This window comes from uncultured Desulfosarcina sp. (genome assembly GCF_963664155.2).
Lineage (GTDB): Bacteria > Desulfobacterota > Desulfobacteria > Desulfobacterales > Desulfosarcinaceae > Desulfosarcina.
This window is the reverse complement of record NZ_CAXXXH010000001.1, coordinates 1469749-1489354: the sequence shown is the minus strand read 5'-3', so window position 1 is coordinate 1489354 and position 19606 is coordinate 1469749. Positions and strand designations below refer to the sequence as shown.

General features: G+C 45.8%; 18 protein-coding genes and 3 pseudogenes. 17 read left to right on the top strand and 4 right to left on the bottom strand.

The window, feature by feature from the left end:
- Window positions 1-23: 23 nt before the first annotated feature.
- The 6 genes from ACHZBS_RS06680 (at window position 24) to ACHZBS_RS06655 (ending at window position 5004) form a co-directional block, all read left to right on the top strand.
- Window positions 24-545 (top strand): hypothetical protein, encoded by a 522-nt coding sequence (locus ACHZBS_RS06680; RefSeq protein WP_319404670.1) that lies wholly within the window; start codon window positions 24-26, stop codon window positions 543-545.
- The gene (locus ACHZBS_RS06675; RefSeq protein WP_319404671.1) at window positions 505-882 is read left to right on the top strand and encodes a helix-turn-helix domain-containing protein; all 378 of its coding nucleotides are present in this window, start codon (window positions 505-507) and stop codon (window positions 880-882) included. The genes ACHZBS_RS06680 and ACHZBS_RS06675 overlap by 41 nt, the downstream gene beginning before the upstream one ends.
- On the top strand, window positions 879-2345 hold the full coding sequence (istA, locus tag ACHZBS_RS06670; RefSeq protein WP_319404672.1) for an IS21 family transposase: 1467 nt from the start codon (window positions 879-881) through the stop codon (window positions 2343-2345). Before ACHZBS_RS06675 ends, istA begins: the two co-directional genes overlap by 4 nt.
- Window positions 2342-3097 carry an IS21-like element helper ATPase IstB gene (gene istB, locus ACHZBS_RS06665; RefSeq protein ID WP_319404673.1) on the top strand — a complete coding sequence of 252 codons (756 nt, stop codon included), beginning with the start codon at window positions 2342-2344 and terminating at the stop codon, window positions 3095-3097. Before istA ends, istB begins: the two co-directional genes overlap by 4 nt.
- A 569-nt stretch (window positions 3098-3666) precedes the next feature.
- Window positions 3667-4452 carry an IclR family transcriptional regulator gene (locus ACHZBS_RS06660; protein ID WP_319405734.1) on the top strand — a complete coding sequence of 262 codons (786 nt, stop codon included), beginning with the start codon at window positions 3667-3669 and terminating at the stop codon, window positions 4450-4452.
- Between the two features lie 279 nt (window positions 4453-4731).
- A complete protein-coding gene (locus tag ACHZBS_RS06655; RefSeq protein ID WP_319405733.1) occupies window positions 4732-5004 on the top strand; it encodes a hypothetical protein in 273 nt (90 codons plus the stop codon).
- Between the two features lie 475 nt (window positions 5005-5479).
- On the opposite strand, the pseudogene ACHZBS_RS06650 reads toward ACHZBS_RS06655, so the two are convergent.
- The 3 genes and pseudogenes from ACHZBS_RS06650 to ACHZBS_RS06640 all read right to left on the bottom strand — a co-directional run.
- Window positions 5480-6178 (bottom strand): annotated as a pseudogene (locus tag ACHZBS_RS06650) (IS5 family transposase); the annotation flags it as partial.
- A gap of 230 nt (window positions 6179-6408) precedes the next feature.
- Entirely contained in the window at window positions 6409-6678 is a 270-nt protein-coding gene (locus tag ACHZBS_RS06645; RefSeq protein WP_394707971.1) for a transposase, read from the bottom strand.
- A gap of 14 nt (window positions 6679-6692) precedes the next feature.
- Window positions 6693-7133, bottom strand: a pseudogene (locus tag ACHZBS_RS06640) (transposase); the annotation flags it as partial.
- A gap of 385 nt (window positions 7134-7518) precedes the next feature.
- Between ACHZBS_RS06640 and ACHZBS_RS06635 the strand changes: the two are divergent.
- The 3 genes from ACHZBS_RS06635 to ACHZBS_RS06625 all read left to right on the top strand — a co-directional run bounded on the left by ACHZBS_RS06635 (window position 7519) and on the right by ACHZBS_RS06625 (window position 10415).
- Window positions 7519-8250 (top strand): aminotransferase class I/II-fold pyridoxal phosphate-dependent enzyme, encoded by a 732-nt coding sequence (locus ACHZBS_RS06635; RefSeq protein ID WP_319405732.1) that lies wholly within the window; start codon window positions 7519-7521, stop codon window positions 8248-8250.
- Entirely contained in the window at window positions 8202-8708 is a 507-nt protein-coding gene (locus ACHZBS_RS06630; RefSeq protein WP_319409067.1) for a PLP-dependent transferase, read from the top strand. Before ACHZBS_RS06635 ends, ACHZBS_RS06630 begins: the two co-directional genes overlap by 49 nt.
- A 483-nt stretch (window positions 8709-9191) precedes the next feature.
- Window positions 9192-10415, top strand: coding sequence for an amidohydrolase family protein (locus ACHZBS_RS06625; protein ID WP_319405731.1), 1224 nt, complete (start codon window positions 9192-9194; stop codon window positions 10413-10415).
- A 147-nt stretch (window positions 10416-10562) separates the two neighbouring features.
- On the opposite strand, the pseudogene ACHZBS_RS06620 reads toward ACHZBS_RS06625, so the two are convergent.
- A pseudogene (locus ACHZBS_RS06620) lies at window positions 10563-11174 on the bottom strand (reverse transcriptase domain-containing protein).
- Between the two features lie 263 nt (window positions 11175-11437).
- Here ACHZBS_RS06620 and ACHZBS_RS06615 point away from each other — a divergent pair.
- The 8 genes from ACHZBS_RS06615 to ACHZBS_RS06580 all read left to right on the top strand — a co-directional run bounded on the left by ACHZBS_RS06615 (window position 11438) and on the right by ACHZBS_RS06580 (window position 19525).
- On the top strand, window positions 11438-11587 hold the full coding sequence (locus tag ACHZBS_RS06615; RefSeq protein ID WP_394707970.1) for a helix-turn-helix domain-containing protein: 150 nt from the start codon (window positions 11438-11440) through the stop codon (window positions 11585-11587).
- Window positions 11588-11692: 105 nt separating this feature from the next.
- Window positions 11693-12544 (top strand): 3-methyl-2-oxobutanoate hydroxymethyltransferase, encoded by an 852-nt coding sequence (panB, locus tag ACHZBS_RS06610; protein WP_319405730.1) that lies wholly within the window; start codon window positions 11693-11695, stop codon window positions 12542-12544.
- A gap of 83 nt (window positions 12545-12627) precedes the next feature.
- Entirely contained in the window at window positions 12628-13578 is a 951-nt protein-coding gene (locus ACHZBS_RS06605; RefSeq protein WP_319405729.1) for a hypothetical protein, read from the top strand.
- A gap of 300 nt (window positions 13579-13878) precedes the next feature.
- Window positions 13879-14847: an ABC transporter ATP-binding protein gene (locus ACHZBS_RS06600; RefSeq protein WP_319405728.1), complete on the top strand. Its 969-nt coding sequence runs from the start codon at window positions 13879-13881 to the stop codon at window positions 14845-14847.
- A 51-nt stretch (window positions 14848-14898) separates the two neighbouring features.
- The gene (locus tag ACHZBS_RS06595; RefSeq protein ID WP_319405727.1) at window positions 14899-15870 is read left to right on the top strand and encodes an oligopeptide/dipeptide ABC transporter ATP-binding protein; all 972 of its coding nucleotides are present in this window, start codon (window positions 14899-14901) and stop codon (window positions 15868-15870) included.
- Window positions 15871-15881: 11 nt separating this feature from the next.
- Window positions 15882-17492: an ABC transporter substrate-binding protein gene (locus tag ACHZBS_RS06590; RefSeq protein ID WP_319405726.1), complete on the top strand. Its 1611-nt coding sequence runs from the start codon at window positions 15882-15884 to the stop codon at window positions 17490-17492.
- Between the two features lie 134 nt (window positions 17493-17626).
- Window positions 17627-18628 (top strand): ABC transporter permease, encoded by a 1002-nt coding sequence (locus tag ACHZBS_RS06585; RefSeq protein WP_319405725.1) that lies wholly within the window; start codon window positions 17627-17629, stop codon window positions 18626-18628.
- A gap of 24 nt (window positions 18629-18652) precedes the next feature.
- Window positions 18653-19525 (top strand): ABC transporter permease, encoded by an 873-nt coding sequence (locus tag ACHZBS_RS06580; RefSeq protein ID WP_319405724.1) that lies wholly within the window; start codon window positions 18653-18655, stop codon window positions 19523-19525.
- Window positions 19526-19606: the final 81 nt, after the last annotated feature.

Sequence of the window (19606 nt, the reverse complement as noted above, 5' to 3'; positions counted from 1 at the left end):
GGTACGCAGGAGGGCTGCGACCGATGCCAGGGATTAAGCGTAAAAAATGTTGTCATTGCCATATCTTATTCGTTCCCGATCCTCGAAATAGAGATAGACAACGCTACTGCCGCCAACCTGAATGCCGCAAGGCCAGCAAGGCTGCCAGTCAGAGGCGATGGCTCCAAAAACCAGACAACCGCGATTACTTTAGCGGGCCGGAGAATGTGCAACGGGTCCAACGCTGGCGAGACGACAACCCTGGCTACTGGCTCCGAAAACCAAAAATCACCTCCGATGCGTTACAAGATCCCTTGATCCAACAAACTCTTGAAACAATTGATAATAATACCGATTTTGCAGACAATGCGTTACAAGATCTCTTAACGCGACAACCTTCCGTATTAATTGGCATTATTGCCCAATTAACCGGGTATGCGTTACAAGATGACATCGTCATGGCCGCCCGTCGCATGCAACAATTCGGCAACGATATCCTTAACCCCCAATGTGAAGGAGGCCGCCATGGTAGCCAAACAACCCATTTGCCCCGACCGTATCCGTAGAACACCCAAACGGTTCAGTTGGCTCGATCACCGCCTGGTCAGCGACCACTATATTGATCGCTGTACCCATGCTGCTGCGGCGCTGTACCTGTTTCTGGTCACCGTAGCCGATGCCAGGGGGATGAGCTATTACTCTGCCCGAACCCTGGCCCAGCGTCTGGCCATGGATGAGCACACCTCGGTCCGGACCCGGGACGAACTGGTCGACATCGGCCTGATTGCCTATCGAAATCCGTTGTATCAGGTCCTGGCCATCGATGCCGAACCAATCAGGCAGACCGGCACCCTCCAATCCGTTGAACAGATTTTCAAGCACCTCGGGGAGGGCAGACAATGATCGATTACGCCCTTTTCAGCAAAATCAGGCATCTGAACCAACACGACGGGTTGACCGCCCGACAGATCGCCCGGGAACTGGCCATGGACGTGAGAACAGTCAAAAAATGGCTCGACCAAACGCGGTTCAGACCCAGACAAAGTTCCCCGCGAGCCAGTAAGCTCGATCCTTTCAAAAGCGATATTGTCCGTCTGCTCCAAGCCCATCCCTACACGGCAATCCAGCTTCTTCAACGCCTGCGTGAGCAGGGCTTTAAGGGCGGGTATTCCATCGTCAAGGAGTATGTCCGCAAGGTCAGACCGCCGAAGACCCGCGCCTTTCTCACCTTGTCGTTTGCTCCGGGGGAGTGTGCCCAGGTGGACTGGGGTTCCTTTGGTGCGGTTAATGTCGGTTCCACCCGCAGACGACTGAGCTTTTTTGTCATGGTCCTTTGCTACAGCCGTATGATGTATGTCGAGTTTACCGTCTCCCAAACCATGGAGCATTTTTTGGGATGTCATCAAAACGCCTTTGAGTTCTTCGGCAGGGTTCCCCAACGAATCATGGTCGACAATCTTAAAAGTGCCGTGCTCAAGCGCATTGTGGGAACGGCGCCGGTGTTCAACCCCAAATACCTGGACTTTGCCAATCATTACGGTTTTACCATCGCGGCCTGCAATGTGGGCAAGGGCAATGAAAAAGGGCGTGTGGAAAACGGTGTCGGCTATGTAAAAAAGAACCTGTTGGCCGGATTGGATATCTCCGATTTTACCGCGATTCATCCGGCAGCCCGGCACTGGCTCGACACGGTGGCCAACGTGCGCATCCACGGCGAGACCCGCGAGCAGCCGATTGTGCGTTTCGAAAATGAGCGGGCCTATCTCAATCCGTTGCCCCATCACCGGTTCGACATCGCCACCGTCTCCCAGGTCCGGGCATCGAGCCAGTTCCGCGTGGCACTCGATGCCAACCGCTACTCGGTGCCGGCCGAGTATGCCGGCCGACAACTGACGTTGAAAACCTATCCCGATCGGATTTGCCTTTATTATGACAACAAGCTGATTGCCCGCCACGCTCGCAGCTATGACCGCCATCTGGACATCGAAGATCCGGATCACCCCAAACAGCTTTTGCTCTGGCGCAAGAAGGCCCGTGAACAGAAAATCGTGATGCGCTTTCTCTCCTTGTCGCCCCAATCCGCGCTATACTATCAAAAGCTCGAACAGCGTCGCATGAACCCCTATCATCATGTGCAGAAAATCGTCGCCCTAAGCGAAATCTACAGCCCAGAAGCCGTCGCCAGAGCGTTGGAAGACGCTTTTACCTTCCAGGCGTTCTCCTGTGAGTATATTGCCAACCTGCTCGAACAGCACACACGTTGTCTGCCAAAACCCGGCGCTTTGCATCTGACCCGCCGTGAAGATCTGTTGGACTTGACGGTGGAATCGCCCGATTTGAGCATCTACCAAAAGGAGAGACCATGACTGACACGCAACTGCCGGACCCTCCCCTTGAACTCAACCTCAAATACCTGAAATTGCCGTTTATGCGTGAGCACCATCATCCGCTGGCCCAAAAAGCCGCCAAAAACAGTTGGTCGCACGAAGACTATCTGGAGAAACTGGCCGACGGCGAAGCGGCGTTGCGAAAAGATCGTTCCACCAAACGTCGCATCAACCAGGCACGCTTTCCGGTGATTAAAACGCTGGATCAGTTCAATTGGACATGGCCAAAAAAAATCAACCGCCTTCAGGTTCAGCAACTGTTCCGGTTGCAGTTTGTCAAGCAGTCGGCCAATGTCATTTTCTTGGGTGGCGTGGGACTCGGCAAAACCCATTTGGCGTCCGCCTTGGGCTACGAGGCCTGCCTCAAAGGATATACGGTGCTGTTTGCCACCGCCATCGATGTGATCAACACGCTTTCCGCGGCCCAGGCGGCGGGAAGAATGAAACAGGAACTGAAAAAATATACTCGCCCATCACTGTTGATCCTCGACGAACTGGGCTTTTTACCCATCGACAAGGCCGGAGCCGACCTTTTGTTCCAGGTTATCAGTCAGCGCTATGAACAGGGCGCCTTAGTAATCACGTCCAACCGCGCCTACAAGGACTGGCCGGAAATCTTCAACAACGACAGCACGCTTACGTCGGCCATTCTCGACAGATTGCTGCACCATGCCGAAACCGTTCTCATCCAAGGAAAAAGCTTCCGGATGAAGGAACAAATCGAATTATGATGGTTGTGTAAAAACGTAGCCGGGCTCACTCGAAATGGGTTCCGGCAACTGAAATCCTCATTGGTTGGATCATGCAATTTGAAATCGCCAAAAATAGAACATTTTCAGACCGCCGCTAACACCAGGCGCAGGTGGACCGCAGACAACTCCTCTTCCAGACGCAACAGGTTGATGCGGGGGACATGCATGGGCGCCGTTCCGAACATCTGAAACAGGAATCATCGTATGGATCGCTGCCGACTCAAAGGAACGCTCGGCGATTGCCTTAACGCGATCTTCACTGCTGCCGGTATGAATTTCAGGAAACTGCTGCGCTGGGCAGCAGATTTTTTGTTTCAGTTTTACTTCCGGCTCCTATTTTATCAAAGATCAAAGGCCAAACTGGCTTAGTCATAAAATGACTTTTTCAAGATCGACTATTTATAGTTGATAGTTGACTGTTATCTTATAAAATTATTAATGAAAAAAGTTCTTGACACATTAGAATTAGTAACATATAAAAAAATGTCACACATAGTGTGATGAGTCTCACATAATGAACGTATAATTCTTAGAAGGTTCTTGATGCGATGAAAGAGAGATATTACCAAATCACATCCTTGGAAAAAGGGATAAAGATCTTGGAGTTTTTGTCAGAGCAGGGGCCATTAACAGTTTCGGAAGTTGGTGTTCTTTTATCTATCCATCGTTCTGCATCTCATCGTTTTTTGGCCACTTTAAGGGATTTGGGATATGTGGAAAAGAATGATGACAACCGGTACCAATTAACCACCCGAATATTGAGAATGGGAGAAAGGGTTGTAAGACGTTTTGAGATAAAGAAAGATGCCCGTAAATATATGCAAATACTCTCTAAAGTTTTTAATGAAACAGTCAACTTGGGATGCCTGGATGACGGGGAAGTGTTGCATTTGGACAAGATTGATTCTCCGGAAATATTGCGTATCGATTCAACATTATGGTCGAAGGCGCCAGCTTACTGCACTGGTCTTGGCAAAGCTATTTTGTCCCACCTCACAGAGCCAGAACTCAACGATTATCTTTCGCGTACTAAGCTAATCCCTCACGGCCCGAAAACGATTCTTTTAAAGAAGAAGCTTCGGGAAGAATTACAAAAAACATTCACGAGGGGGTATGCAATCGATGACGAAGAGTTGGCGCTTGGTCTACGTTGTGTTGGTGCCCCAGTGTTTGATCATACCGGCCGCGTAAAATACGCTTTAAGCATATCCTGTCCAATCATGCGGCTACCACTGGAAAAAATCGAAAAAGTACAATTAAAACTTACGGAGGTATGTCGTCAACTATCGGCAAACCTGGGGTATCATAACATTGTAGAGCGTCAGAGCCATTGAGACACAGTCAAGGGCTTTATTAATAGACACTCCTGGGTTAATTATGAAACCCATAGTAGTGAAAAACGGTATTCTGCAGAGGATAAGATCCATATCGTGCTTGTGGGTTTTCGAGGAGAGGGGAGCATCTTTGCCTTGTGCGCAGGGGGGGATCCCTACTAACCTGTATTACAGCTGGAGCAAGGAGTTTCTGGATGCTGATAAACGGCGTTTGATGGGTGACTCCAAGTACCTACCCACCAGCGGCGAGGTGTCGATATTGTGAATGGAAATATACCCTTGAAAAAAAATGACGAGATGGTGATGTTGGCCAGAGAAACGGCATTTGATGAGTTTGCGACAAAACCGTCATCATTGACAATCATGCCATCGATAGTGAGGATTTTTCCGAAGTATAGCAAGCACCTGCCGGGCGAATTTATGTTCCTCGGTACGGATAGCCGGAAAATAGGCGCGCACCTATCCCACCATCATCCACAATTTAAAATTGATGAGGAGGCCCTTCTGATAGGTGCCAAGATGTTCGTCAGTGGTACATTAGATTTTTTCTGAAAATCAAGCCGATTGACATTATTAAATAATGCTAACTGAAAAATGAAGGATGCCAAAATCTCAATGAAATAGATGTCGGAAAATACAATTCCCGACAGACAGGAATTCTTTTAATCCTTGGAGCAGGAAAAAGAGAAGATTCTGTTCAAGAGATTTCCAGCTACCATCTTTAATTACCGCAATGAGCGCGATGAGGGAGTGGGTACAATTTCGATTATCTGAACCCACCACGCGGATTGCCGAAGAGAAGATCAGGGGACTTTCCGATTCTCTTGAAGAATCTGCGGCGAGAATTTCAGTACAGCTGGGAAAAGGGGGGTAGTATAGTCCGATTCTATCTTGAAAAGGACTGGACTTTCTCCAAAAAAATAGACACGGTTTAAAGAAACTATAGTCAATCTCCAAAGTACCATTGCAGGATGATAATGCATTCCAGTTGTAGCATGCCGAGGAAGTTATCAGCATGATATCCTCAACGAGTCGTAGACCTTCTGAAATTATACAGCCAGGAGAACAAACGTTCCACTTTCCATCTGCGTGGATATCGTCTCAATACGCGGCCATCCTGGGTTTTGAGCTTTTTCGGTTCGCCTTATGCGGGGAAATCAACTCGGTTCTGTATAGCTGCCGTAAGCGTTGGTCCAAGGGATCACTGTCGTAAGCTTTCTCACCGATCATGCGTTTTTGCGGTTTGCTGACACAAAACGGCTTTCAAGGGTACGTTCAACCAGCTTCATTTAGTGGGGTGAGGCGCTTTGTATGTCAATGGCGACAGGAAGACCAAAAGCGTCAGCGATTGACATGATCTTCGTCCCTTTGCCACGCTTTGTAGGGCCGACACAATGACCCTTTTTTTTGCGGGGGTGAAGCTGCCATCGATAAAGGTTTCCCGAATATCGATGCCCCCGCGTTGGTAAAGGTCCTCACCAAGTTCAGTAAGGATGTGTTTGAACACCCCCTGCCGGACCCAGGTTTGGAACCAGCGGTGGCAGGTCTGATGCGGGAGGTAACGTTGCGGCAGATCTTTTCAGGGTGCTCCGGTACGCAATACCCATAAGACACCGTTGAGCACATCCCAGGGATTCCTCCGAGGACGTCCTCTGCCACCGTGTTTGCGTTGAGGGGATGGAATTAAAGGCTCTAGTCTGGTCCATTGTTCGTTTGTGAGTTCCATCCCCAGTATTTGCTATATTTTTGCGCATATGTCTAGATTTATTTTTGAGATAGCCTATAGTTACCTATGAAAAATTTACCGTCAACCAAAAAAAAGAACTTTGACCGGGTGCATCGCCAAATACCTATTCGTGTTCACTCCGAAGGTGTCATATTATCATGCATTTGATTGTCGGCGTCCCAATCAGCTTCATGGCCTCACCTTAAACGTGGGCCATATCTCAAAGCGGGTTACGCCAAAGCGTCAATGCTTTTTCGATACGGTGTTTGAACTCTCAAAATATAATAGGCATACTGAATGATTTCACGGGCGATAGCCACAACGGTTTTCTGGTATCCAGAACGAACAATCCGCTTGCGAAAGAAAACATTCAGTCGGCTCTTGGTTCGCGTTGTCTCCTGGGCTGCCTCAACCAAAGCGGTGCGAAGATACGACGATTCCTGCTTAGTGATGCGTCCCAGGCGTTGCTTGTCCTCACTGGAATCCAGCCGAGGAACCATGGGTCGATATGATTTTAACCGGCCAATGTCTTGGACCTCAGCAACGATGACATGGCTGTGATAGCTCCGCCGCCTGGTATCGTCATGAGCAATTGCACCATTGGATCAACCTTGGCCATCTGCTTGATCTGTTGTGTCAGCGCATCAACCTGTTCTTTCAATGGACGATAAAGGCTCAGATAGGTGTCTACTTGGCGCCGCGGGTAAGCCGGTCGTTCCGCGTCAGACAAGAACGCCATCCCCAGTTTGCCGAACAGATTGCTGGCAGGAAAGCATAAATTGTTTTTGGCCATGATGTTATGGATGCGATTCTTCATGCGAAGGGTATCTGTGACCAGCTTATGCCGATGACGCAGCAGTTCTTTAAGTTGCCGTGTCTGCTGGTTACTGACATGGAACGTCGATAGCAGATCGGGTCTGAGCTGTTGGGCCAGCATATGGGAGTCGAGCTTGTCATTTTTATCCTGGCAGAGGCAATGGGCTTGGTTTTAACTGGATTGGAAACGACCACCGGTATCGCATGCAGTGATAATAGATCGTATAGCCAATACTAACTATCCGTTGCCTCGATAACAACTTTCGTATCAGCGTCAAGACTTTAAGAGTACTCAAAGATAATCGGTTTGTCATTGCAAAGATAGGATTTCTTGACGATATGACCACCTGAATCAACTATCGTAATAAAAGATGTTTTCCGATTCAGATCGATATCTGTATAATACATGTAGCTACCTCCTTTTGGGTGGTGATTGGTCTCACACCCTAATCTTAGCAAAAATGCTAAGTGGAGATACCTTCTTCATACGGTCTTGTTTTATTAATTTTGAAAGGAATTAAAAATTGGAAAAAAATAATTTGAGTAGAGAGACCCAAATTTTACAGTATGGGGCAAGAATTCACGGCAGAAGAATTGATATTCCGGAAACAGTTCCAATTTATCTTACAACAGCATTTACTGTGCCGGATTTAGATGAGGTGGCGGCCTTATATCGTGACAAAGGCTACGCGTATATTCGGACCAGAAATCCTAACCGCAATTCTTTGGCAGATTTAATGACTTACTTAGAGAATGGTGAGAGCTCACTTATTTGTACTTCAGGGATGGCAGCAATTTCTACAACTCTATTTTCTATGTTAGAAGATGGAGATCATATCTTATCAAATTGTACTCTTTATGGTGAAACACTGGAACTGCTCAATAAACATTTGCCTAAATATGGAATAGAGGTCACAATTGTTGATTTTACTAACCTTGAGGAAATAAAAAACGATATAAAACCTAATACTAAAATCGTTTACACCGAAATTATCTCCAACCCAATGATCACAGTTGTTAATATCGAAGATATTGCTAAAATTTCTAATGATAATAACGCCAAATTTGTAGTTGATAATACGTTTGCCACATCTTTAGTTATAAGGCCTTTGGAATTCGGTGCTGATGTAGTCATAAACAGTTTAACAAAGTTTGCTAACGGGCATAGTGATGTTTGTGCCGGATCGATAACAGCTTCTGTAAATAAATTATTAATAATGCATATAACTTACAAGTTTTATTTGGCTGTTCGCTAGATCCATTTTCTGCATATATTTGCCAACGTGGTATTCGTACTATGGATCTTCGAGTTCAAAAACAAATGGATAATGCCGCCAAGCTGTCTAAAGCCTTGGAGGCCAACCCAAACGTCATTAGAGTGTATCACCCAAGTTTGAAAAGCCATCCTCAACATGAATTGGCAAAGAGAATCTTTAAAAACGGCTATGGTGCGATGCTCAGTTTTGTAATGCCTGATAATAGGACGAAAATCAGCGAGTTTATCCGGAAACTAAATTTTGTCCATTATGCTATGACCTTGGGTGGCTATCGTACTACCTTGGCTTATCCAGTTCTTTCCTCCCATCATAATATGCCTGAAGCTGAAAGACTTGAAATAGGTATTACCGATGGCTTAATGCGTGTATCTGTTGGTATTGAAAACCCAGATGACTTAATTGCCGAGTTTAACCAAGCATTAGAAGTATTTGAATGAAAATATAAAGCAAATGTAGGTAATTGCATATGGTTATAAAAGCGAAATGCTTACCTATAAGGCAGGTGATATTTCAGTATGATTTCCATATTTGACAGGTGTGCTATGATGATCTTTACTTTGTTCATAAAGATTATCGGCAGTAATTTAGTCCGTATTGCTTATGTGCTTCGTTGCGTGGTGATTTAATTTATACTTATAACATTTATTGATAAAGAAGCATTTGGAAAAGGATAAGTATTTATTCTTAATATATTCGAAATTGGTTCAGATTAGAAGGAATTCAATTTTTATGAAAATACCAATTGTCCAAAAATTGATTTTAAATTGAGTTCATGGGTCGACAACCTACTTTGATACTTGTTTTTTAATTTTAGCACAGAGTCAGGCTCCACTTACATTTTGCAAACCATGCAAAAAAACGGGAATAGAAATTCTTTTTGTGTCATACTTAGAAAAATCAGGTAAGAAGGGAATAGAACGATGAAAGCGATTAAAGTCAAGAAATTATATGATGGCAGCAAAGACAATTCCATGGAGAATGTTACTGTTGTCTTTGATGAGAAATTCATAGATATTTTTGAGGTGGTAGATGATCAAAAATTAAATAAATACAATATAGATAATTTCGAAGTAATTGATTACTCAAATAATTACATGATGCCAGGTCTTATCGATGCACACGTACATTTGATATTGCCGGGAGATGGTACTCCTGCGGAAGATCACCTGGCAAAACATACTTTATACGAAATACAATTAGTCGCAGCAAAAAACGCAACTAAAGCACTTGAACATGGTATAACAACATTACGCGATTGTGGTAGTATACCTAAAGTTATATTTGGATTGAGAAATTGTATAGATAACGGTGTGATAACAGGTCCTGATCTTATTGTGTGTGGGAGTCCTATAACATCAACAGGAGGTCATACTCATTATTTTAAAGGTGAAGCGGATGGAGAAGAAAAGATTCGTCACTTGGTTCGAAAACAATTTAAAAATGGAGCAAACTTTATAAAATTGATTGCCACAGGCGGAGGTTCCCATGGCGTGGTTGCCACAGGTCTAAACTACACGACGCCCGAATTGAATACAGTGGTTGAAGAAGGGCAGCGGTTAGGAATGTTTGTTACTGCCCATGTAACAACCATTGAAGGTATACGGCAGATACTGAAAACGAACATAGATGGGATGGAACATTGCTGGTTTTTTGATAAAAATTACAATCTTGTATATGACCCGAAACTATCTGAGGAAATATTCAAAAGAAAAATTTATGTATGTCCGACATTGCAAGTATTATATGGACTTATACAGTATTTGAAAAATAAAAAACGTACTGAAAATGAGAATTCAGAGTTAGATGAATGGTTAAAATTTCAAGAATCTCTAATAGATAATTTTGGAAAACAGCTGAAGGATGGTATATCGTTTATAGCAGGAAGTGATGCTGGGTGGAGAATCAATGCATTTGGTAATCTTGTAAAAGGTTTAGAGCTGATGAAGGAAGGTGGAATGAGTAATCGAGAATTAATCTATTCGGCCACATTAAGGACCGCAAAGCATTTGGGAATAGATAATGTCGTGGGAGCTGTAAAAACAGGATTACAGGCCGATTTTATAATTTTAGAAGAAGATCCTATTGTTGATATCGGTAACATCAGAAAAATAATTAAAGTTTATAAAAAGGGTGTGCGGATATAAAGTGTTATAAAAAAACTATAGTTAGATGTGTGTATCACGACGTTGGTTAACAAATCAGGCGGTGTCTTTCATCTTTTCACTTAATTGTAGAAGTTCAGATTTGATCTGACAGTTACCGATTTTGAGAAGGTGTCTGTCAGGTCAAATTCAGGCTACTTTTTTTTCTTCCCAGAGTCGTTTGCCGTCTTCAAGCGTTTCCATCGGGGTTCTGCCGCAACACATTTTTCCCTGATGAGTTCGCTCATGATTTTATTCCTCAAGCCACAGGTCAAGATCAAACTGAAGTGTTTCGATATCCCGGTAAATCTTCTTTCTGAAAGTAATCTGATAAAATTCGTGCAGCATGGTTTTGTTGGACAGCAGCGGCGACAACACGCCGCCTTGCGGAACACCTTCACTGGAGGCCATGAACAGGCCCTTGTCAACATGGCCTGCTTTGAGTAACCGCCAGAGCAGATCGACCAGGCGTTTGTCCGAAATACGCCGCTGGACACATTTCAGAAGCAGCTTGTGGTGGACCGTGTCGAAATAGCTCGCCAGATCTCCTTCAATGACCCAGCGGCCCTTCGTAGCGGTCCCGTCTTGCAACTGCAATTTCACGGTACGAACTGCGTGGTGCACGCTACATTCGGGCCTGAAGCCGTAAGAACAGCGATGAAAATCACTCTCCCAGATCGGCTCCATGACCATGAGCATAGCGCGCTGGACAATGCGGTCAGTCAGGGTCGAGATATGGATTTTCGTCCCAAACAAACTCATATCCCCGGAGATACCGGATGTCCATTCTATTTGATATCACGGCATTTCCCTTGTCTTAGATCCAACTAATTTGGAGAAGAACCTTGTTTTTTTTGGTTAAGGAAAAAAAGACAAATTTTAATTCTTAAAAAAAATTCTTGACACACTATTATTTGCAATATATGTATGACGTCACACATAGTGATGCAAGTCACACATAGTGAACGTTTAATTTTTAGAAGGTTCTTGATGCGATGAAAGAGAGATATTACTAAATCACATCCTTGGAAAAAGGGATAAAGATCTTGGAGTTTTTGTCAGAGCAGGGGCCATTAACAGTTTCGGAAGTTGGTGTTCTTTTATCTATCCAACGTTCTACATCTCATCGTTTTTTTAGCTACTTTAAGGGATTTGGGATATGTGGAGAAGAATAATGACGGGAAATGTAATTAAAACTTACGGAGGTACGTCGTCAACTATCCTCAAGCCTGCGGATCATACAGTAAATTGAATATAAATAATTAAGGAGAAAGGGAATAATGGCATCAAAAAAGTACACACGTTTTGATTTACAAGAGATGAAAGATGCCCGCATGAAAACTGTTTGGATAACAGCTTATGATTACTGGACTGCTAACTTTGCCGAACAAGCCGGCATGGACATGGTCCTCGTGGGTGACTCGTTGGGCATGTGTGTCTACGGATACAGCGGCACGGTGCCAGTGACCATGGATCAATGCATCTGGCACAGCGAGGCCGTTCGGCGCGGCGCCCCCAACACTTTCATCATCGGTGATATGCCGTTCCTATCCTATCAGGTCAGCGTGGAAGAAGCCGTGAGAAATGCCGGGCGGTTTCACAAAGAGGCCGGCGTTGACGCCATTAAACTGGAAGGCGGCGTTCGCGTATGCCCCCAGATTCAAGCCATTGCCGACGGCGGGATGCTGGTCATGGGACATATTGGTCTTACGCCTCAGAGCTCCGGCCAGCAGGGCGGTTTCAAGGCCCAGGGCCGAACTGCCGAGGCCGCCAAAGAGGTCATCGAGGATGCCATGGCCATCCAGGCCGCCGGCGCTTTCGCGCTGCTGGTCGAAGCCGTGCCGCCTGAGGTCTGCGGGATTATCCGCGAACGGCTGAGCATCCCCGTATACAGCATCGGTGCCGGGTGGGAAGCCGATGGTCAATTGATGATCTGTAGCGACGTTCTAGGAATTTTCCAGGCGTTTACCCCTAAATTCGTCAAAAAATATGAAAATTTTGGAGAAAAGACGGTAACCGCATTCAAGCAGTACGTCCAGGAGGCCCGCAACGGAGAGTTCCCCAAAGAAGAACACGCTTACAAAATGGTTGAGGGTGAACTACCCAAACTCAGGCAGCTTCTTGGCGGATGATGTTCCGTTGACCGAGGAGATCACTCCAACCGTCGCATTTGAGAATAACAATTATTACTAATAAATCTTTGATGGAGGATTTCATGTCTGATGTGTTGAAGACGATTCGCGATTTCATGGAAAAGGAAGACATCCCTGGTCGAGATGCCTATGATCTGCCCACCTCAGCGAAATCGTTTCCCGATGGCGCCAATTTTCGCATCGAAATCGCCGGTGTGGAGCGGGCATCGACCATGCAGGCGATGATCGACGAGGCGAACAAGCGCAACGTGACCATTCACCGGTGTATCGCTGCTGTCGGTGGATCCACCTACTGCGATTTCCAGGAACTCAAGGATATGGCGCAGATGGCTCACGATGAGAAGATCGAGATGATCATGACCGTCGGCCACCGCAAAGGATGGGACGCCGGTGCCAAGGAAATTTCCACTTCGGAAGGCTGTATGCAGGGCTTTCGGTTGAGAGGGTCGGACAACATCTCCTATCACATCGCCGACATCATGCGCAACATCGATGCAGGCCATCGGGGTTTTCTGGTCTACGACGAAGGGGTGCTCTTCATTCTCAACAAGATGCGTGCCGAGGGGATCATCCCCAAAGAAACGATTTTCAAGTTTTCCGTCTTCGGCGGATACTGCAGCGCCGCCGGCGCCAAGGTCATCGAATCCATGGGCGCCAATTCCATGAACCCCATATCGGACGTCTCCCTGCCGATTCTGGGCTCCATTCGACTGGCGGCCAATCTGCCACTGGACGTCTACGTGATCATCGTCGACTCCTTCGGTGGCATGTTCCGCGCCTACGAGGCACCCGAGATCGCCCGCGTGGCCTCCCCCTGCTATTTCAAATTCGAGCCGGGAACTTCGGAGGGCGACATTTACAAACCGTGGATCGCGGAAAGCTGGCACGAAAACCTGATCCGTGAAAAAGTCAAAATCGCCTCAATCGTTCTGGAAATCATGCACAAACATGCCCCCGAACTGAAGGTATCGTCCAAGGGACCGGCAGATCTGGTTCTGCCAGTGGTCGAGTAACAGTAGAATTGGGGGAAATTGATTTCCTTATGGTGGAAATTTAACAGGAGTCAAAGCACATCCAGCAATTTCGAACTACTGAATGAACATCGATAGGTTTATAGCTCAATACCAGATGAGAGTGAACAAAGTGAGTAGACTTTTCTATTGGCCTCCCGAACTGGGCCGATCTACGCACCGTACATCACAGAAGATAGGAGTGTACTTGGAGGTAGCAATTATGGCAGAATATACAAAGAGTTACACAATGAGTTCCAAAAAATTTGACGTTTCTAATTATAACTTGAAAGATGGGTTAGGATGTCATCATTGCTGAAAATTACTGGCTTGAAAACTTATTTTTTCACGGATGAGGGAACCTATAAGGCTGTCGACGGTGTAGACTTTGAAATCGCCCAGGGGGAAACAGTTGGACTTGTTGGCGAGTCGGGTTGTGGCAAAAGCGTGACAGCTCTATCTGTTCTGCGCCTGATTCAAAGTCCGGGAAAAGTTGTTGAAGGACAGATTGATTTTCAAAAGCGCAATCTGCTTACATTAAGCGAGCCTGAAATGCGCAAGATCCGCGGTAATGATATTGCAATGATATTTCAGGAACCCATGACTAGCTTGAATCCGTTGTTTACCATTGGCAATCAAATCCAAGAAACTCTGAAATTGCACTGGCATCTGAAACGGAAGGGCGCCATTGAACGATCGATTGAATTGCTCCACTTGGTTGGAATTCCACGAGCTGAAGCGATTATCAACGAATATCCCCACAGCCTATCCGGGGGAATGCGCCAACGGGTGATGATTGCCATGGCCTTGGCGTGTAATCCCAAACTATTGATAGCAGACGAACCCACCACAGCCCTTGATGTGACAATCCAGGCGCAAGTTGTTGATCTGATGCAGAAATTAAAAAATGAGAGCAACTCTGCTACAATATTGATTACGCATGACCTGGGACTAGTGGCAGAAATGTGTGAACGCGTAATCGTAATGTACGCAGGCAAAGTCGTTGAAGAAGCCGACGTTCGGACTGTTTTTCGGAACCCCATGCATCCGTATACTATTGGGCTTCTTAATTGCATACCCTCTTTAGAGACAGAAAGGGAATGGCTGGACTCTATCCCTGGGAACGTACCAATTCCTCTGAACATGCCCAAAGGATGTAGCTTTGAGCCCAGGTGTTCTCAGGCGAGTGAGCTCTGCCGTCAGAAGGAACCCGATCTGATAACGGTAACCTCCGGGCATAAAGTACGCTGCCACAATGCAGCAGGACGATGACACTCGTTTTCGCAGACTCCGATTTTACGAATTCTGCCGACTTAGGTAATTATGAATATTGAGCCATTGATAAAAGTTAAGGGCCTGACCAAATACTTTCCGATCAAAACCGGTTTTCGAAGACGGACAAGCGGATATATCAAAGCCGTGGACGGGGTAGATCTGGAAATCTTCGCCGGCGAAACTTTTGGACTGGCCGGTGAATCCGGTTGCGGAAAATCCACAACAAGCCGCTGCATCCTGCGTTTGATACAACCCACAGGGGGTGAGATTTATATTAATGGCCAGGACATCGCGAAGCTGTCTTCCCGGGAGATGTGCAGTGTTTACCGGAACATGCAGCTTATTTTTCAGGATCCATACGCTTCCCTGAACCCGCGTATGACCGTGGAAAAGATAATTATGGAGCCAATGATCGTCCATAACCTCTATACTTCTGCGGAACGTAAAAATAAGGTTAATGAGTTGCTGGAAGTTGTCGGGATGAACTCCCATCACGCTACCCGGTATACTCATGAATTTTCCGGCGGTCAAAGACAGAGGATTGGAATCGCCCGCGCATTAGCTGTGAACCCTCATTTTATTATAGCCGACGAGCCTGTCTCAGCTTTAGATGTGTCTATCCAGTCCCAGATCCTCAACCTGCTTAAAAAGCTGCAGCAGGAATTTGAGATTACTTATCTTTTTATTGCTCATGATCTGAGCGTTATAAAACATGTCTCTAGCCGCATTGGGATTATGTATTTAGGACGAATTGTTGAAATAGCAGATAAAAAGACTATTTATACCAAGCCGTTGCACCCTTACACCCAAGCTCTTCTGTCGGCCGTACCTATTGCTAACCCGGAGGCCAAGCGGGAACGCACCATCCTTGAGGGAGATGTTCCCAGCCCGGCCAATCCCCCCAGGGGTTGTACGTTCCACCCTCGCTGTCGCGCAAGTTTGGATATCTGCCGGATAGAGAGCCCTTCGCTCCGTGATGTGGGGGAAGGACATAGAGTGAGTTGCCATTTATATAACTAAGGAGGAAAAAAATGAAAAAGATTATTACGTTGCTTACTGGTATGATGCTGGCAGTTTCTCTGGTGCTTACCGGCACTGGCTCCAAGGCTGGTGCAGCTGCCGAAGCAAAGGAAAAAGTCCTGGTTGTAGGACGGATGGCGGACAGTGTCATCCTGGACCCAATCAACGCTAGTGATAATGAGTCTTGGAGAGCCACTGAACAAATTTATGACAACTTAGTTGTTTTGAATCCGAAAAATTTCGACATAATTCCATCTCTGGCAACCTCGTGGAAAATTTCCCCTGATGGCAAAGTGTATACATTTACCTTACGCGATGGCGTGAAATTCCATGACGGAACCGACTTTAACGCCGCCGCTGTAGTCTTCAACATTGTGCGCTGGTGGGATAAGAGCAACCCATATCATACCGGGGGAACTTTTCCTTATTTTACCCTTGGCTTTGGCGGATTCAAGGGTGACCCAAAAAGCATAATACAAGATGTTAAGGCAGTTGATAAAAACCATGTACAGATCACCCTGAACAGCCCGTTTGCCCCATTCTTATACTATATGGCTATGTGTTACACGCCGATTGCCAGTCCAGACGCAATTAAAAAATACGGTGACCAATTTGGCAGGCATCCGGTAGGAACAGGCCCTTTCATATTCCAGGAATGGAAAACCAATGACACCCTCAGCCTAGTTAAGAATCCAATTTATTGGCAAAAGGGTCTACCCAAACTCGACAAGTTGATTTTCAGAACTATTCCTGATGCTACGGCCCGATTAACCGCTTTGCAGAACGGTGAACTTGATTTAATGGATGGACTAAATCCAAGCGATGTCGCCTCTGTAACTGGCGACCGTAAACTGCAACTAATCAAACGTCCCGCCGTCAATGTCGGTGAAGTTAACTTCAATGTGACAAAGCCACCTTTTGATAATGTCAAAGTTCGCCAGGCGCTTAGCATGGCCGTTAACAAGCAAGGATTGATCGATGCATTCTACTACGGTCTAGCCATTCCGGCGAAAAGCGTCCTGTCTGCTTCAAGTTGGGCTTACAATCAGAACCTTAAAGATTACCAATACGATCCGGATGCTGCGAAGAAGCTCTTAGCTGAAGCCGGATATCCCAATGGCTTCACGACCGATTTCTGGGTGATGCCTGTATCGCGTCCATACATGCCACAGCCGCAAACAATCGCTGAATCCCTTCAGGCGGATTTCGCCAAGATTGGAGTTAAGACCAACATTATAAGCCTGGATTGGGCTACTTATCTTAAGAAGGCGTATAATGGTGAAATTCCAATGGCTATGTGGGGATTGACCATCACCATTGAACCTGATTATGCTATGACTTTCACATATGATAAGAATCGTGCCACCCCGCCTAACGCAACGAATATTGCGCTGTATAAGAGCGATAAAGTCACAGATCTCATTGGTCAGGCCCGTAAAAATGTAAATCAGAATGAAAGAGCTAAGCTTTATGCGGAAGCACAGCAAATCGCGCATGATGACGCTCCTATATTATTCCTGGTTCATTCGATCCCCGTACTGGCAGCAGCTGATTATGTTAAGAATTTTATCCCTTTGTTAGAAGCGCTTGAAAAATATGAGAATGTAGATATTCAGAAATAATTCATCAATCAGCAGAGAAAGACATATTATTTGATCACACGGCCGGTTACAGCTGTCGGGGCAATTCTATCCATTTCCTGGATCTCACTTGGCTGGGAGGGAAATCTTATGCAAGGCAAGCGGGGGTGTTGAAGATGTTATTTCATATCGGAAGACGCCTGGTTCAATTAATACCAGTTCTCTTGGGCATGTCCTTGATTGTTTTCTCAATTATTCATGCGATTCCAGGTGATCCGGCTCAGGTGATTCTTGGAGAACAGGCGACTTCAGAAGCCGTGCAGGATATGCACATCCGCTTGGGTCTGAATGATCCTATATATATGCAATATTTGCACTATCTGAAGCAGATAGTGAGCGGGGATCTTGGGAATTCAATCCGTACGCAGCATCCGATAGCCCAGGAAGTTCTCCCTTATCTCGCGGCCACAATTGAGCTTTCCCTCTCAGCCTTGATTTTCGCTTTTGTTGTTGGAATTAACGCGGGGATAGTTGCGGCCTGGAAACACGGGTCCTCTGTTGACTATGTGGCTATGATCATTGCCATTGCTGGAGTTTCAATGCCGGTTTTCTGGCTTGGTCTGATGGAACAATTGGTATTTGGCCTGAAGCTCGGACTGCTCCCCTCCATCGGGCGTTACAATGTGCGTGAACCTCTTCAAATTATCACACACTTCTATGTTATCGACGCTATTTTGGAAGGTAATTGGGCCGGCTTATGGGACGTAGTTAAGCACCTAATCTTGCCGGGAATGGCGCTGGGAATGTATCCGATGGCAATTATCGCCAGAATGACACGTTCATCCATGCTGGAAGTAATAAATTCGGATTACATAAGAACAGCTCGGGCTAAAGGACTTAACGAATTTTGGGTGATCTACAAGCATGCTTTGAAAAATGCATTATTACCAATATTAACGGTAATAGGCATACAATTTGGGTACCTTATTGGGGGAACTATCCTGGTCGAAACAATCTTTGGTTGGCCTGGAATTGGTCGCTATATATATGACGCCATTTCTTACCGCGATTATCCTGTAGTGCAGTCAGGCATCTTAATTGTGGCGTTCATTTTTGTGGCTATCAATCTTCTGGTCGATATTATGTATGCTTATATCGATCCGCGAATTCGCTACTAAACGGAATCGGAGGATGTAAAGGCGTTGGAAAATAATAACAAAGTCAGTCATCCGGCCTTCTCCCCTTGGAAAGAAAGCTGGAAACGGCTGCGAAAACATAAAACAGCTTTGGTAGGCATTGGTATCATCGTATTTTTCATCCTGATTGGAATACTGGCCCCGCTGATTGCCCCCGGGCAATGGGACGGGCAAGATTTGGCCCAAAGTCTAAAATCGCCAAATTTCAGTCATTGGCTCGGAACGGATAATTTAGGAAGGGATCTCCTGACTCGGATTATTTACGGTGCTCGTTTTTCAGTTTGGCTTGGCTTTTTTTCAGTAAGTGGTTCGATTATTGTAGGCAGTATTCTTGGGCTTTTAGCCGGGTATTTTGGCCGATGGACTGATACCATTATCTGTCGGATTTTCGATATCATTATGGCGTTTCCCGCAATTCTGCTGGCCATTGCCATCGTGACGGTTTTAGGGCCAGGGCTTCTGAATGCTTTGATCGCGATATCTATCGTCTATGTGCCGACATTTGGACGATTAATCCGCTCACGTGTCATCAGCATTAAGGAAGAAGAATACATTGCCGCGGCGAGAGTCATAGGCATGAGTAATTTGCGCATCCTATTCATGCATGTTTTACCAAACAGCGTTGCTCCCGTGATCGTCCAAGGGACGCTTGGTGTGGCAACCGCTGTGCTTTACGCTGCGGCACTCGGATTTCTCGGACTCGGTGCACAGCCTCCAACCCCTGAATGGGGAAAAATGATTGCGGACTCACGGCAGTATGTGGTCACAGCTTATTGGACGGTTCTTTTTCCCGGTTTAGCCATTATGCTCACGGTTTTAGGCTTTAACATGTTCGGCGACGGACTTAGGGATGCTTTGGACCCAAAGATGAAAAAATAAAAAAGTGAAGTAATAAAATGGAATTGATGTCCAAAATAATCGATGAATGAATCTTTTGTACGCACCTATTATAAAATAATA